A 14610-nucleotide genomic window follows, 5' to 3' on the forward strand; every position below is an offset into this window, starting at 1 on the left:
CGACAGATCGCCGGCAAGATCCGCAACCTCCGCCTTGGCCTGCTCTATCGGGGTGGCTGCCAATATATCATGCGCCTGCCCCCAGGTGGCGACATTAAGCGCTGCGCGTATCCGGCTCAGGACATCGGCGCTTTGGTGGCGCAATGCGATAGCCTGCTGCGCGGTTGCAGTCGCGCGGCGCAAGGCATCCAGCGTCGAGGTGTCGATCATGCTATCAAATGCGCGCGCCAGAAGATGGGCCTGATCGTCAAGCACGGCGATCTCGCGCTGTGCCTCCTGCGCTGCCTCTTCCGCATCCGCTGTCCGTGCGGCTAGATCACGGCGACGGGTTTCTGCCTGACGGGCCGACGTCACCGCTGTTTGCAATGCGGCATAGCGGATCAACGGCTGTTCTTGTGCGGTAGCACCGCCATCCAATGCATCCAGCCGTTCAATGAAAGCTGCGCGATCAAGCTTGATGCCCGCAATCTGTCGCTGGACGCCCACCATCCGAGCGTTGACCTCGCGCAGACTGCGCAATCCGGTCAGACCGTTCCATGTATCCACATCTGCATCAAGCGCGGGCAGATATTCAGCGACGCAGCTGCGCCAGTGGTCCAGCGCGTCGGCAACCGCGGCTTGCGCTTTTTCAGACGCAGCCGCGCGGCGCGCCGCTTCGGTGCTGGCGTGCCTCACTGTGGCTTGCGCCAGCTTTTGCGCGTTCTGATGCGCGTGCAACGCGGTGATCTGCGCCTTGGCCATTTGCACAACCGTCCGCAAGGAGGCTTCCCCCGCGTGTAGCCGGGCAGCAAGATCGTCGCGCATCTGGTCGGCGTCGCGCAAAAGCGCGGCATGGCTCTGTGCAATCGTCTCGCACTTTACTGCTGCACTTTGCGCCGTTTCAGCATCGCGCAGCCAGTCTAACAACTCCTCGGCCGAGAGGGCTTCGGGCAAACCGATTGACTGTAGATGCGACCTCAGCTCGGCCGTCAGCTTTTGATGTGCGGCCTCTGCCCTATCGCGTTGAGCTGCGGCAGCTGCATGGGCCTCGCCGGTCTCTATCCCCCTGCGTTCTGCTTGCCGCATTTCCGCAAGAGACTGACTTTGGCCGGCACGCAGAGAGGTTTGCGCGTCATCCGCCTGCATCGCGGCTTCAAAAGCCGTGGCCGAGGTCCCATCCAACACTTCTTTATGCACCGCCCAAAGCGCATCCCGCTTCTGGCGGCCACGGGCGGCGGCATCATCGCTTACCAAGTCAGGCGTTGCGGCAACGCTGCGCTGTGTTTCGGCCTGTGCAAGCCGGTCGGCCGCGGCGATTTCAGCCTGCTCGGCCGCACGCAGGGCAAGCTGCGCATCGGTTAAGCTTTGCGCCAGCGCTTGCGCCCGACGTGGGGAGACAGGGAGCACCGGCACCGCATCAAACGTTACCCCCTGCCGCGTCAATCGACGCAGGGATGTATCCGCCTCTTGCCGCGCCGTTGCCAGGATGCGCAGGGCATCACTATATCTACCTATTAAATCCTCGGCTTCGACCTGAAGGAACAGCCGTTCGATATCCGGATCAACGGCGGTCTCTTGCTCTGTTTCATTCAAGGCACGGGTTGCATCTTCGTGTCTGTCGCGTGCGATTGCAGCCTCGCCCTTTGCGGTCTTCAGATGTTTGCGCGCATCGTCCAGCTGCACGCGCGCGTTCTCGAGCGTTGCGAGAGCAGGATCGGCGAGGATGAACTGCGCTAAATCACCGTCGGCGGCGAGGCCCAAGGTGGCCAGCTTGCTGCGCATGTCGGCCGTATCGTGCAACAACTGGGCTTCGCGTTTCGGCAGATCGGACTGCCCGGCCTCTACTTTGCTCTTCGCAAACGCGAGCGCATCCACCTCGTCCCCTCGGGTCAGATCGGCTGCATCCACAGTTATTGCATCACGTTGCGCACGCAAGGTGCTGGCCTCGGTGGCAGAGCGTTCGAGCTTGGCAACAAGCGCGATCCGTTTGGTCATCATTTTAATCAAGTCTTCGCCATCAAGCTCCAGCACCTCAGGATAATGCGAGATCGGGGTCAGCTGGACCTGAAGTGCCTGCCACTCTGTCGCCAACGGATGCGCCTCCAGAATGGTTTCAAGACGAATTTTCCGAAGTGAAAGCTCGGACTTGGCTCTGCGCAGACGGTCTTCCTCTGCGCGCGCGTCTGTCCGCGCTAGACGCAAATCGCGAAAGGCCAACGCGCTGATGTCGTGCTCTTTGATCTGCTGGACCAGCTCCGCATGAGCCGACTTAAGGGCTGCGAATTCGGATTTTGTGCCGCCTTTTAAATAAAGCTCGCGATTGCCCTGGTCTACCCGTCCCAGTACCTGCGACAAATCACTGATGCCCGCCGCCGCCGAAAAGAGAAGCTTGCCGATATCGCCTTCGCTTTTAGTAATCTCTTCGCCGCCGGCCTCGATGGTTTCATCGTCGAGACAAAGCAGGCTCTGGTATTCTTTTCGCGACACCCCGCGCAAGGCGGCAGACAATAGGGCATCCGGAACCGGTTGGCCCGCATCATCCACAAGGTTTCCCGACCGCTTGGGCAAACGCGCCAGCTGGTGGATCTGCCCGTCGATATCAAGGGTACCGCTCACCCGAAGGTTCGCGCGCGGATGTTTAAAGGCATAGGGCTCGCGTGCAGCAAACCCATACAGCAACCTCAAATATCCCTCCATCAATGTGGTTTTGCCGGCTTCGTTGCGGCCGAAAACGATGTGGAAATCAGACCCGTCAGCGGGGCGCGCCCCAAAGTCCAGCACACGGTCAGTGAAGTGGCCAAAGCGATCAAGCGTCAGCTGTTGCAGCCGCATCATGTCCCCGTCCCCCGCATCTGCGCCGCTATTGCCAGCACCGCGTCGTCGGTAAGCTGCTGCAACAGTGCCTCTTGTGCCTCGGCGTCGGGGGCCAAAGCGCGGCGCTGTTCTGCGGGCAAAAGACCCAGAATTTGGCTCAATTCCTGCCGCAAGCCGTCACGGGATGCCGGTTCTGCCGCGACCTCTGTCATCAGTTGTTGCACCTCGGAAACAGCACTGTCTGCGGCGTCCTGCGATAAAGGCGTCACGTCCAGCGTCATCTTTTCGATCCAGAGCGTGCCGATGCTTTCCGCGATCTCATCCGCTTGGGCGCGCCATGCGTCTGCCAGCTGCCTGAGTTGCCACGCCAGCGATGTTTGCCCCATCAGGCGCAATCGCAAAATCGCCGCGCCCCTCCCTGCCTGCGCCTGCAGCGCCGACCGTAGTGCCGCGCGCATATCTTCATCGGTTTCCACACCGGTCAGATCACAGTCGCACCGCCGAAACTCTACCACCGACGTTGCGACTTCGGACACCGATATTTCTCCGCGCTCGACCGTCAAGAGGGTCGCTGATTTTGGCCCTGCCTCTCCGATATCGCGCCCTTGCGGCATGCCGGGCATGACGACCCAAGGGGTTTCACTGTGCACCGCGCGTTTATGAATATGTCCCAAAGCCCAATAATCAAACCCGGCCCCGACCAGGTCCCCCACCGATACAGGCGCATACAGATCGTGCCCCTCTGCCCCGGCAAGCGAGGTGTGCATCATCGCGATGTTGACCGCGCCAGGTTCGGGCGCGGTGTATTTCGGCAGCAAGCTTTCCGGCGCATGGCGGTCGCGAAAACTGACCCCGTGAATAAAGAGAGGATGCCCCCCCAATTGCACCTTTTCACCCCGCCCCTCGAACACATGAACGTTGGATGGCAGATCAATCTCGCCCGCGATGGGGTTTTCCGCATCGTGGTTGCCCTTGATATAGAACACCTGCACCCCGGCCTGCGCCAATCGGTGCATCTGCGCAGCAAGATAGGCGGCGGTTTTCGCGCTCCGCTCTTGTCCGTCGTACAGATCGCCCGAGATCAAGAAAGCCGCGACATCTTCGTCGATGCAATACTGCACCATCGTTTCAAGCGCTTGCCGGCTTGCACTGCGCACCTGCGCCGCCAAACGGTCGTCTTTCATCGCGAGACTGCGAAGCGGCGAATCCAGGTGCAGGTCGGCGGTGTGCAAAATACGAACGGTCATGGTCAGCCACCTTGGTCGGGGAAACAGATACTGGTCTTGTCACGTAGTTCACATTCCGTTGCAACGGGCCTGCTGAACCTGCTTGCAGCCTTGCCGCTCAGGTCCAGCAGGCTAAGACTGTTTCAACGACGTGAAGGAAGGCCACCCCATGCACCGCAGCGATATCCCCCTGACCCAAGATCTGGTCATGATCGGTGGCGGGCACGCCCACGCGCTGGTCTTGCGCAAATGGGGGATGAACCCGCTGCCCGGTGCGCGGCTGACCGTGATCAATCCGGGCCCGACAGCACCCTATACTGGCATGCTTCCCGGCCATATTGCAGGGCATTATTCACGTGAAACACTAGAGATTGATCTTGTCCGGCTATGCCGTTTTGCCGGGGCGCGGTTGATCTTGTCCCATGCGACGCAAATCGACCGGGAGCAGCGTTTGATCCACGTCGACGGACGCCCGCCCGTTGCCTATGATGTTGCCTCCTTTGATATCGGGATTACCGCCACGATGGATATCCCGGGTTTCGCGACCTTTGGGGTTGGGGCAAAGCCTCTTGATGTTTACGCCCGCCGCTGGCGTGATTTCCTGTCCGCCGTTGAACAGGGTGACACCGCCCCCGAAGTTGCCGTGATCGGTGGCGGGGTGGCTGGTTGCGAGCTCTCTCTTGCTATGGCCCACGCGCTACGCGCCAAAAACATCCAGCCGCGGGTGACCCTGCTTCATTCCGGCCCTTCGCTTTCCGGCCTCGGCAATCTTGCCCGTCAGCGCATCGAAGCAAAGCTTCGTCGCGCCGATATCGACATCTATACCGGTGTCCGGGTGACAAAGGTCGCCGCGGACCACGTCGCCCTGCACGACGGGAAAAAGATCCCGTCGCGATTGACCGTGGGTGCCGCCGGTGCCGTGCCACACAGCTGGCTGAGCCAAACGGACCTACCGCTGAGCGACGGGTTCATTGAAACGACCCCTGATCTGTCGATCAGAGATGACCCCAGCGTCTTTGCCGTTGGCGACTGCGCCGCGATGCCCTTTGCGCCACGCCCTAAAGCCGGTGTATTTGCCGTGCGCGCGGCCCCGGTTCTGTTCCACAATCTGCGTGCGGCCCTGACCAACGGCCCCCGCAAGCCCTTCAAACCACAGAAAGGTTACCTAAAGCTTATCTCCCTCGGAGAAAAATCGGCGTTGGCGGAAAAATTTGGGCTGGCGCTTTCGGGGCCGATGCTTTGGCGCTGGAAAGATCGCATCGATCGCGCTTTCATGAAGAAACTGGACGATCTGCCGCGACCACGGCCTGCCGCATTGCCTGACCTTGTCGCAACCGGTGCACGCGAGGTGCTGGGATCAAAACCCTTGTGTGGGGGCTGTGGCGCAAAAATCGGCAACACCGTTCTAAATGACGGGCTATCGCTGCTGCAACATCCGACCGACGATACCATTCTGTCGACCCCGGGGGATGATGCCGCTGTATTAAGACAACCCGGTGGTGGCTTTCAGGTGATCAGCACCGACCACTTGCGCGCCCTGATCCATGATCCGGCTGAAATGGCACGCATCGCTGCCGTCCACGCTTTGGGCGACATCTGGGCCATGGGGGCGCAGCCGCAAGCAGCCCTGTCGAGCATCATACTCCCCCATATGTCACCGGCGCTACAGTCCAGAACGCTTGGTGAAATCACCGCGGCGGCAAACGATGTGTTCTCTCGTGCTGGGGCAACGATCGTAGGCGGACACACAACAATGGGTGCCGAAATGACCATCGGCTTTACCGTGACTGGCACCTGCACGTCGTCGCCGATCTCTTTGTCCGGCGCGCAAGCGGGCGATGTCCTTGTGCTGACCCAGCCCATTGGATCAGGCGTTTTAATGGCCGCACATATGGAGGGGTCGGCCCGTGGCGCGGATGTTGCTCAGGTCCTGGCCGAGATGACGCAGCTGCAAGATCGTCAAGCGTTTCACCTGCGTCACGCACATTCCATGACCGATGTGACCGGCTTTGGCCTTGCGGGGCATATCGCTGCAATCTGCCGGGCGTCGCATCTAAGTGCTGAAATCTTGGCAGATGCGGTTCCTGTTTATGCCGGTGCGCGCGCCCTGTCAGAGCGCGGGGTACAATCGTCGCTCTTTCAACCCAATATCGAAAACGCCCCGACGCTGGGGCGGCAGGACCCGTTGTTTCACGATCCCCAAACCGCAGGCGGGCTACTGGCGGTTTTGCCCCCCGCTGACGCCGAGGCTGCCCTTTGCAATATGGCTGCCGAAGGGAAAAAGGCGTGGATCATCGGGCGTATGATCGACGGCGAAGGTGCAGTCACGATCATATAATCCCGCCACCAAACACGCGGCTACATCGTTTCTGAACGGTGCAGGCTGGGGTCAGCTGCGATTTTGCGGCACAGTTTCAGAAAATCCTCCCGCTCGCTATCCGTGAGACTGCCCAGCATCTCGTTCTGCCGGGAAAGCACCTTGGCTTTGATTTCGGCCAACAGCTCTGTTCCTTTGGGCGTCGCATAAAGCAGCTTTGCGCGGGCATCGGTTTTCGAAACCTCTTCGCGCACAAGGCCGCGATCGACAAGCAGACGCACGACGCGGCTGATCGAATTCTGGGGCCGCGGAAACAGGTGTTGGATATCCTTGCTGCGCAGACCGGGAAAGGACGTGATCGCATAAAGCGCTGACCATCCATGCACCGGCATCTGATATTCACGCTCAATATGTCGACTGGTGACCTGATTATTGCTTAACACGATATAACTCACGGCCAGAAGGTAGCGCAGCTCTGAGCCGAACATCTGATCGAGCATTTCCGTCGCTGGTTTAGAGCCTTCGTTAATCATTAATACCCCCTGCCGGAGTTAAACGAAATTTTATCTTGCAAGATACATCCATATGGAACAATTGTGTCGCGCGAGCGGCCGGACCCATGTCAGTACAGCCCCGACGCGTCTTATCGCCACCAAAGGATTTTCGTTATGCCACAGTTAATTGCCTTCTCTCTACTCGCTGCCATTCTATACATAGGCGATGTGTTGTCGACACGAACGAAGTCCTGGTTGCCGTCGGTTTTCGTCTGCGCGGTCTTGTTTCTTTTGGGCTACTGGACGTTCTTCCCTGCCGATATCGTGGCGATCGCCGGGTTCCAGACGCCGATTGTCTATCTGGCGATCTTCCTGCTGATCACAAACATGGGCACGCTTCTTTCTGTTCGCGAATTGATCGCACAATGGAAAACTGTCGTCGTAGCGCTGTCGGGCATCGCAGGGATCGTCGTGCTGCTGTTCACCGTGGGTCTTTTGGTGCTCGATTGGGAAACGGTCGTCGTCGGTGCGCCCCCGTTGGTAGGCGGCGTCGTTTCGTCCCTCATTATGTCACAAGCCGCCGCAGAGGCCGGACTGACCAGCCTGTCGGTATTGGCCATCTTGATCTATGTGATGCAGGGCTTTGTTGGGTACCCGCTGACCGCCATCATGCTCAAGCGCGAGGGAAACACTGTACTTCGCCGCTATAGAGAGGGCACTTGGCAGGTTCAGGCGGACCAACAAACATCGCCCGTGAACGCCGAACCAGCCCCCGCGCGCTTGTTCGCGAAACTGCCAGAGGCCTATAACACCGTTTACTTCAAATTTCTTCGGCTTGGGCTGGTTGCCCTGCTTGCATGGGGCGTTTCTCAGGCTGTTGACCCGATCTTCACCATCAGCCCCTTCGTTCTTTGTCTGGTTTTTGGCGTCATCGCCACCTCGGTCGGGTTTCTCGAGCGTGAACCGCTCCGCTCTGCGAATGCTTTCGGCTTCACGATCCTCATTTTGATGGTGTTTATCTTCGATGGACTGAAACGCGCCACGCCGGATATGCTTGCCGAGCTGGCGTTGCCCATGGTGGGCCTGATCGCCATCGGTATCTTGGGGATGTATATCTTTTCCTTTATCGCGGGCAAGCTGGTCGGAATCAGCACAGCGATGGCTTTTGCGTGCTCCTTGACCGCGCTTTATGGTTTTCCGGCAGACTATGTGATCACCAAAGAAGTCGTGAACGCGTTGACCGATGACGTCGAAGAACGCGAGATCCTAACGGCGCATATGCTGCCGCCCATGCTGGTCGCAGGGTTTGTCACTGTAACGATGGTTTCCGTCGTCATGGCCGGCATCTTCGTGGGGCTGCTGTGATGACAAATTTCGCAAATCCCGACCGCATCCAGTCAATGATTGACGGTCTGGACGCCTTTAACGCGACGCCGGGCGAAGGGACGACACGCGCGACATTCAGCCCCGAGTTCCGGCAAGCAAGCGACTATTTGCGCGCCCAGATGGAAAAGGCGGGTCTTGTTGTGCGCGAAGATGCTGTTGGCAATCTCTTTGGGCGACTGGTCGGGCGCGACCCCGCTCTTGCCCCCGTGCTTGTCGGGTCTCATTTTGATTCCGTGCCCCATGGTGGCAAATTTGACGGGCCGGCGGGTGTGATCGCGGGCATCGAAACAGCCTTTCTGTTTCAAGAGCAGGGCATTACCCCCACCCGCTCCATCGATGTCATCGCCATGATCGAAGAAGAAGGGAGCCGTTTTGGAAGCGGCCTCATGGCCTCGCGGTTGCTGACAGGAAAACTGCCCACGCAGCAGCTGTCACAGATCAAGGACGCTGCCGGCATCAGCTTTACAGAAGCGATGCGCAGCTATGGTCTGGACCCAGAACAGCTAAGGGACGTCCTCCTGCCCAAAGAGGCGGCTCATGCGTTTCTAGAGCTGCACATTGAACAGGGGCCGGTGCTCGAAGCGCAGGGCGAGGACGTGGCAATTGTTGATAGCATTGTCTGCCTGACACAGCTGCGCGTCCGTATCTATGGCGCCGCAGGCCATGCAGGGACAACGCCGATGAATGCGCGGCGCGATGCGTTGGTCGGCGCGGTCGCGGTCTTGTCAGAGCTTCCGGGCCTTGCGAAGGATATTGGCCAGAATGCCGTGCTGACGGTTGGTAAAGTCGACGTAAAACCCGGCGGTGCCAATGTTATTCCCGACGAGGTGGAATTCACAGTCGACATCCGCGCACCAGAGGAAGACGTGGTACGCCAGCTGGTCGCGCAAACACGTGCGGCAGTGGCGCGGGCAGAAGATGCAGGGTTTAGAACCGATGTGGTCGAAGACCTGTTCGCCCAGCCGACAATGCTTTCATCCGAGATCCATACCCGTTTAACCAAACACGCAGATCAGCTTCAGCTCAAATCTCGTAGCATGGTCAGTGGTGCCGGGCATGATGCTATGATTATGGCGGATTATGTCCCGACAGGTCTGATTTTCGTCCCAAGCCGGAACGGGGTATCCCATTCGCCTGACGAATGGACGGATTATGATCAGCTGGCCCGTGGGGTTGATGTGATCTTTGCCACCATTCGCGAGATGACGGAGTAAAACGCCGTCCGCAGGGGCGAAAGACGCTGCTATACCCCTGAAAAAAGCCCTTTTCCGAACCAGATCAGGAGAAGGGCTCCAGCAATCCAAGGACCAAACGCGAGGCGCTCTTTGCGCCCGTGGCCTGACAGCACTGCGTACCCAAGGGCACCCAGAGCCGACAGAAGAACGACCCAAGGCAAGGCGAGAACCCCAACCCAAGCACCCGCTGCCGACAGCAGCTTTGCATCGCCCAGGCCCAACCCTTCTTGGCCACGGCTGCGAAAATAGACAGCTCCGATCAGCCAGAATACGACATAGCCAAGGATCGCGCCCCAGATCGCCTCCGTCGGAAGGGCACGCTGCGCCAGCGCATTCGTCCCCAGTCCGGCCCAGATCAGGGGAAGAGTATAGTGATCCGGCAAGCGATGTTCGCGCAGATCAATACGCACAAGCTGACCCAAAGTCAGAATCAAAATGATCGAGGACAAGATGAACACAGGCATTCGCGCATAAAACACGGCAGGCAGTGAAAACGCCAGTGTGCCTAGGTTCCAACTAAATGAGATATTTTATCATGACCTGTGAAACTTTCTCGGCGGCGGCACGTGACTCGTTCAATGCGGGTAGTGAATAGCATTTTTCAGCGCGCGCAGGGCGATCCGATGACCGTTGGTCTCGGTACATAAATAAGCCAACTAGGGAGTGGAAAATGACTTTTAACCTTCGTACCTTGTTGCAGGGAAGCTGCGCGACAGCGCTTTGCCTGACAGCAAGCATTGCATCTGCATCATCGCACCGTGAGGCGCCGGGTATCACCGAGCAGCCAAAGATCGACGCGACAGATTTCTACATGTTCAAAAGCTACGAGGCAAACCGCGGCGACTACGTGACCCTCATTGCAAATTATCAGCCTTTGCAAGCCCCCTATGGTGGACCCAACTATTTCACCATGGACCCCGACGCTATCTATGAAATCCATGTCAGCAATGATGCCGATGCCGAAGAAGAGATCACCTTTCAGTTCCAATTCGACAACAATCTGAAAGACGGCACTGGTATCCAGCTGGACATCGGCGGCGAGAAAGTCGGCATTCCGTTGCGCGCCGCAGGCCAGATCACAGCCAGCAACCCGACCGCTGCTCTGGGTGAAACCGAAAGCTATAGCGTGACCATGATCACGGGGGACCGTCGCAGTGGCAAAAGAACGTCGTTGTCGCATGGCGGCGGGACGACCTTTACCAAGCCGCTCGACAACGTTGGCAATAAGACCCTGCCTAACTATGCCGAATACGCAAACGCCTATATCTATGACGACGTAAAGATCCCGGGATGCGGAACGGGCCGGGTTTTTGCTGGCCAACGCGCAGAGGCGTTCGCGGTGAACCTAGGCGAAATCTTTGATCTGGTGAATCTGGTGCCAGTGCAGGGACCAGACAACCCGATGTGGTCCCAGTATAACGATCCCAATTTCAACGCGAACGGCATCGTGCAGGACCGTGCCAATGACGACCTGATTGGCAAAGCCAATGTTACAACGCTGGCTTTGGAAATCCCGATCTCCTGTCTGACCCAAGGCGATGAGCCGGTAATCGGGGCATGGACAACTGCCAGCCTGCCGCAAGGCGAATTGGAAGATCCGTCGCCAACCTACGAGAAGACCTCGGTTTATGGTGGCGCTTGGGTACAGCAGTCGCGCTTGTCCAACCCGCTGGTCAACGAGGTGGTCATCGGCCTTTCCGACAAGGATCTGTTTAACGCAGCAGAGCCCACAATTGACGAGGCCTTGGCTGTCTATGTGACCAATCCGACCCTGCCTGCGCTGCTGGACATTCTGTTCCGCGACGCTTTGGGTGCATCGGGCAATATCGCGCCGTCGAACTTCCCGCGGAACGACCTTGTTACCGCGTTCCTCAGCGGTTTCCCCGGCGTGAACCAGCCTGCTGGTTTCGATGCGGCGACAGACCTGTCTGAAATGCTGCGTTTGAACACGACGTTCCCGGCGACACCTGCGTCCGAGCAGCACACCTTTGGCCTTCTGGCTGAAGACCTTGCGGGTTTCCCAAACGGTCGCCGTCCAGCGGATGACACTGTCGATCTTGCGCTGCGCGTAATGATGGGCCGGTTGTGCCATGACGTGCCTCTGGGGCAGGAGCTTAGCGGTGACCCAAGTGCCGAAGACAACGTAAATCTGGGTCTTTGCGGTGCAGGTGATCCCAACGATACCGCGCCTGCTGGCCAAGTACCGTTGACCGATGGGGCACCTTTGCGCGCCACCGAATTGCAATCCGTGTTCCCCTACTTGAACACACCGATTGCTGGTTCGCCGAACAACTAAACCCATAGAATAGGAGAATTCCGATGTTGAAGAGTATCTCAGTTCTTGTGGTTGTGGCTGGCGTTCTAGTCGCTTGTGGTAGCAGCGGCGCGCTAAACGGCATTTCCAAATTGGGGGCAGACTTTGCGCGCGCCTTCAACCAGGATCGCAATGCCGAGCCGATCTCCCTTGCGGGGGTCACCCTGCCACGGTTCCCGACAAGCGAACCTTTCAACCCTTAGGTTGATCGGCTGCCCTTGAAGGGTACGAGAACAGACAAGAGGCGCGGCGGCTCGAAAGAGTGGCCGCGTTTCGCATTTTATCCCTTAGGGACGGAAGGGCGTTGGGACCGGCAAGGCCCCCTTCGCTGCAAGATGCGCTGAAAAGCTGCGCTCGATCGCATAGGTGTCTTTCTGCCCCAGCCTGTCTTCGCGCAGCAGCCGGGACGTCAGAATAACCGTGGTGCCATCGACTTCTGCGCGGCTTTCCACGTCATATACGTCTGACGTGAAACCAATACCGTTCAGCGCGACAATGCCAGCGTCGGTCACGTCCCCGCGCGTGAGGAAACCGTTTTGTTCGCGCCGTTTGACCAACTGTCTCGCGGCGGTTGGCGATCCCAGCACTGCCGCGATCACCGCTTCGCTTGCAGTGTTGATGTTCACATCCCCGGGTTGCGGCAGCAGGCTGACGTGTGGGGCCAGTATCGCGCGCGTCTGCGCATCCAAAAGCTCGACCTCGGACAACGCGCGTATGGGGCCGCGGCGGGAAATTCGGTCGTTGATGTCCAACGCCACGCTGTCGGGCAGGTCCAGAGATTTGACCAGCCGCGCAAGGATTTGCTGTTGCAAAAGGCGGCCCGCTGCAAGCCCGTTTAGATCAAACCGCGCTTGGGCATCTGATACGCTGATCGCAAAGCTACCCGTCTCTAGTTGCACTTCTTCTTGTGCTGCCAGCGCCCATGGTTCGGCCATATGGTCCGCCTCGGGTGCGACGTCCATATCCCGGCGTAACGCCACGATGATCGAGGTCTCCGCGCCCAAGGCCAGCGCCTCGGCTTGGGTCGCCGCGGCCGCACGCTGGGTGCGTTCCATCAGGGTCTCTTGCGAGGTAAACATCAAGACAACGATCGCCGACCCCAAAGCGAGCGCCACCAACACGTTGATCAACACGACGCCGGCGTCCGGATATCGCATACCGGCGCGGTTCATCGGGGCGCAGGGCGGGTCAAAGACGAAAGCCGCCTGAGACTGCCAATTGCATTGATGTCCACGCGCATATCCACGGCCAGAGCTTCATTCTCGCCGGCGGGGTCAGGCCACGCCGAATGCCAGTTGCGATCCCTATCAAGCACGCGAAACGTCACCGCGCTCACATCCGGTATCAGGGCTTGCCGCAACAGGTCGTCCGCGTTTCGGGGGCCTATCTCGCGGCTGAGCGTATTTGCATCGTGCAGATATTGGCGTTTGGTCTGGCCATCATGCCCGAGAGTGGACAAGACACCATCCTGAAGCGTCACCGTACGTGGGTCCGCCTGCACAATATCGCGCCCGAAGATCAGCAGTGCCCGGTCCAATTGCGCGAGATGCTCGAGCCGGCCATCGGTGCGTTCGCGCACGCGTAAGATTGTGTCCAACGTGGTAAACGAGGCAATGCCGACCAAAGCAAAGAGACTAAGCGCGACCAGCATCTCGATCAGAGTCACGCCAGCCTCTTGATCGCGGATAGCGGTCATGCCCCGGTGGAGCCGATCAGGTTATTCGCGCCGGTTGTCACGCTCAAAATAGCCAGCCCGCGTGCGCATTGTCCGTCCTTTTGGAAACGGTAGGGGCCGACGACACCGTCGAAACCGGCTTCGCGCAGCAGCCCTTTGCGGTTCTGCTGGCCGATGCGACCAAGAATTCGCGCCATTTCGACGGCATCAAAGGCCAACCCGCCAAGCACGCCCGCTTCGGTTTCACTGAACGCGGTAAAGGCTGTGGCAAAGGCTTCGAAACGAACAGGGTCGGGTGCGGCAAACCAACCATCCTGCAGGGCGTCGATCCGGTAAGGGGTGATAGAGGCCCACTGTTCCGAGCCAAGCAGCTGTATCCCCACGCCCTTGATCGCCGCGGCCTGTTCTTCAAAGGGACCGCCCACAACGGGCAGATAAACCGCATCCGGAAGCGCACCGCCGTTCGCGGCGCGGATTTTGTCGATCAGGCCAGCGGCGGATGACGCGACAATCGCTGCCGGAGCCGTACCACCTGTCGCCGCGGCGACGGATTGCGCTGCCTGTGCGGACAAGGCACCAAATGGCCCCGGAGGAACAACGGTAACAACATTGCGCTTGCCGCGGGTTGCCGCGAAGCCGAGGATTGATTTCGCTGATTGCTGCGGTGTGATGCCGAATACGAACAGGTTATCTCCGGCGATAGAGCTGTCGTTCGACAATGAAACAACGGGCGTACCGCGCCCGACGGCTTCGGTGACGGCGCGGCTCTGGCCTGAGAAAAGCGGACCAAGGAACATCTTCGCCCCTCCGTCCATCGCTTTTTGTGCGGCAGCAACGGCTGTTTCGGGGCTATCGCCGGCATCGACCACCTCGACCTCGGCCCCCGGTCCGGTCGCGTTGCCGCCAAGGCTTGCGGCTGCCAGCATGATCTGTCCTAATGACGCTCGCGGGCCGGTAAGCGGGGCCAGCAAAACGGCCTGCCCTACCGCATTTTCCGGCGGCAGTTCAGTGTCACCTGTCAAAGACAACCCGCCGCAGCCCGACAAACCAATGAGCGCCGATGACCCACCAAGACCCAACAATACCCGCCGCCGCGACAGAGGGGAAAAGGCACCGGAAGCCACGCTTTCGATGGATTTTATCGGCTGTGCTTTTGGCATCTTTTGCATT

Annotated in this window: 12 protein-coding genes (1 of these 12 only partly in view); 5 read left to right on the forward strand and 7 right to left on the reverse strand. The window is 59.2% G+C overall.

Annotation, left to right across the window (positions count from 1 at the left end):
• Both GLP52_RS11660 and GLP52_RS11665 read right to left on the reverse strand, forming a co-directional pair.
• Positions 1-2814 carry the 5' portion of an ATP-binding protein gene (locus tag GLP52_RS11660; RefSeq protein WP_237272466.1) on the reverse strand. The gene continues 621 nt to the left of window position 1, outside the view, so the window shows 2814 of its 3435 coding nt (coding positions 1-2814); its start codon is at positions 2812-2814; the stop codon falls past the left edge of the window.
• Positions 2811-4040, reverse strand: coding sequence for a metallophosphoesterase family protein (locus tag GLP52_RS11665; protein WP_093732698.1), 1230 nt, complete (start codon positions 4038-4040; stop codon positions 2811-2813). The genes GLP52_RS11660 and GLP52_RS11665 overlap by 4 nt, the downstream gene beginning before the upstream one ends.
• Before the next feature lie 148 nt (positions 4041-4188).
• Here GLP52_RS11665 and selD point away from each other — a divergent pair, with 148 nt between their 5' ends.
• Positions 4189-6357: a selenide, water dikinase SelD gene (selD, locus tag GLP52_RS11670; protein ID WP_237272467.1), complete on the forward strand. Its 2169-nt coding sequence runs from the start codon at positions 4189-4191 to the stop codon at positions 6355-6357.
• Between the two features lie 20 nt (positions 6358-6377).
• On the opposite strand, the gene GLP52_RS11675 is transcribed toward selD, so the two are convergent.
• Positions 6378-6869, reverse strand: a complete 492-nt coding sequence (locus GLP52_RS11675) for a MarR family winged helix-turn-helix transcriptional regulator (RefSeq protein ID WP_237272468.1) — start codon at positions 6867-6869, stop codon at positions 6378-6380.
• 135 nt (positions 6870-7004) lie between these two features.
• Here GLP52_RS11675 and GLP52_RS11680 point away from each other — a divergent pair, with 135 nt between their 5' ends.
• Together GLP52_RS11680 and GLP52_RS11685 are read left to right on the forward strand one after the other, a co-directional pair.
• On the forward strand, positions 7005-8195 hold the full coding sequence (locus GLP52_RS11680) for a hypothetical protein (RefSeq protein WP_237272469.1): 1191 nt from the start codon (positions 7005-7007) through the stop codon (positions 8193-8195).
• The gene (locus GLP52_RS11685; RefSeq protein ID WP_237272470.1) at positions 8195-9430 is read left to right on the forward strand and encodes a Zn-dependent hydrolase; all 1236 of its coding nucleotides are present in this window, start codon (positions 8195-8197) and stop codon (positions 9428-9430) included. The genes GLP52_RS11680 and GLP52_RS11685 overlap by 1 nt, the downstream gene beginning before the upstream one ends.
• Positions 9431-9459: 29 nt before the next feature.
• On the opposite strand, the gene GLP52_RS11690 is transcribed toward GLP52_RS11685, so the two are convergent.
• On the reverse strand, positions 9460-9915 hold the full coding sequence (locus tag GLP52_RS11690) for a prepilin peptidase (protein WP_093732703.1): 456 nt from the start codon (positions 9913-9915) through the stop codon (positions 9460-9462).
• Positions 9916-10121: 206 nt separating this feature from the next.
• Here GLP52_RS11690 and GLP52_RS11695 point away from each other — a divergent pair, with 206 nt between their 5' ends.
• Positions 10122-11747: a DUF4331 domain-containing protein gene (locus GLP52_RS11695; protein ID WP_237272472.1), complete on the forward strand. Its 1626-nt coding sequence runs from the start codon at positions 10122-10124 to the stop codon at positions 11745-11747.
• Positions 11748-11770: 23 nt separating this feature from the next.
• Positions 11771-11968: a hypothetical protein gene (locus GLP52_RS11700; RefSeq protein WP_093732705.1), complete on the forward strand. Its 198-nt coding sequence runs from the start codon at positions 11771-11773 to the stop codon at positions 11966-11968.
• Positions 11969-12052: 84 nt separating this feature from the next.
• Here the strand turns inward: GLP52_RS11700 and GLP52_RS11705 are convergent, their stop codons facing one another.
• The 3 genes from GLP52_RS11705 to GLP52_RS11715 are packed head-to-tail and all read right to left on the reverse strand — an operon-like array spanning position 12053 to position 14600.
• Complete coding sequence (locus GLP52_RS11705) at positions 12053-12922, reverse strand: general secretion pathway protein GspK (RefSeq protein WP_237272473.1); 870 nt, start codon at positions 12920-12922, stop codon at positions 12053-12055.
• An 11-nt stretch (positions 12923-12933) separates the two neighbouring features.
• Positions 12934-13461, reverse strand: coding sequence for a prepilin-type N-terminal cleavage/methylation domain-containing protein (locus tag GLP52_RS11710; RefSeq protein ID WP_237272474.1), 528 nt, complete (start codon positions 13459-13461; stop codon positions 12934-12936).
• The gene (locus GLP52_RS11715; protein WP_237272475.1) at positions 13458-14600 is read right to left on the reverse strand and encodes a penicillin-binding protein activator; all 1143 of its coding nucleotides are present in this window, start codon (positions 14598-14600) and stop codon (positions 13458-13460) included. Before GLP52_RS11715 ends, GLP52_RS11710 begins: the two co-directional genes overlap by 4 nt.
• Positions 14601-14610 lie beyond the last annotated feature (10 nt).

The organism is Sulfitobacter sp. M22, assembly GCF_021736025.1.
GTDB classification, from domain to species: domain Bacteria; phylum Pseudomonadota; class Alphaproteobacteria; order Rhodobacterales; family Rhodobacteraceae; genus Sulfitobacter; species Sulfitobacter litoralis.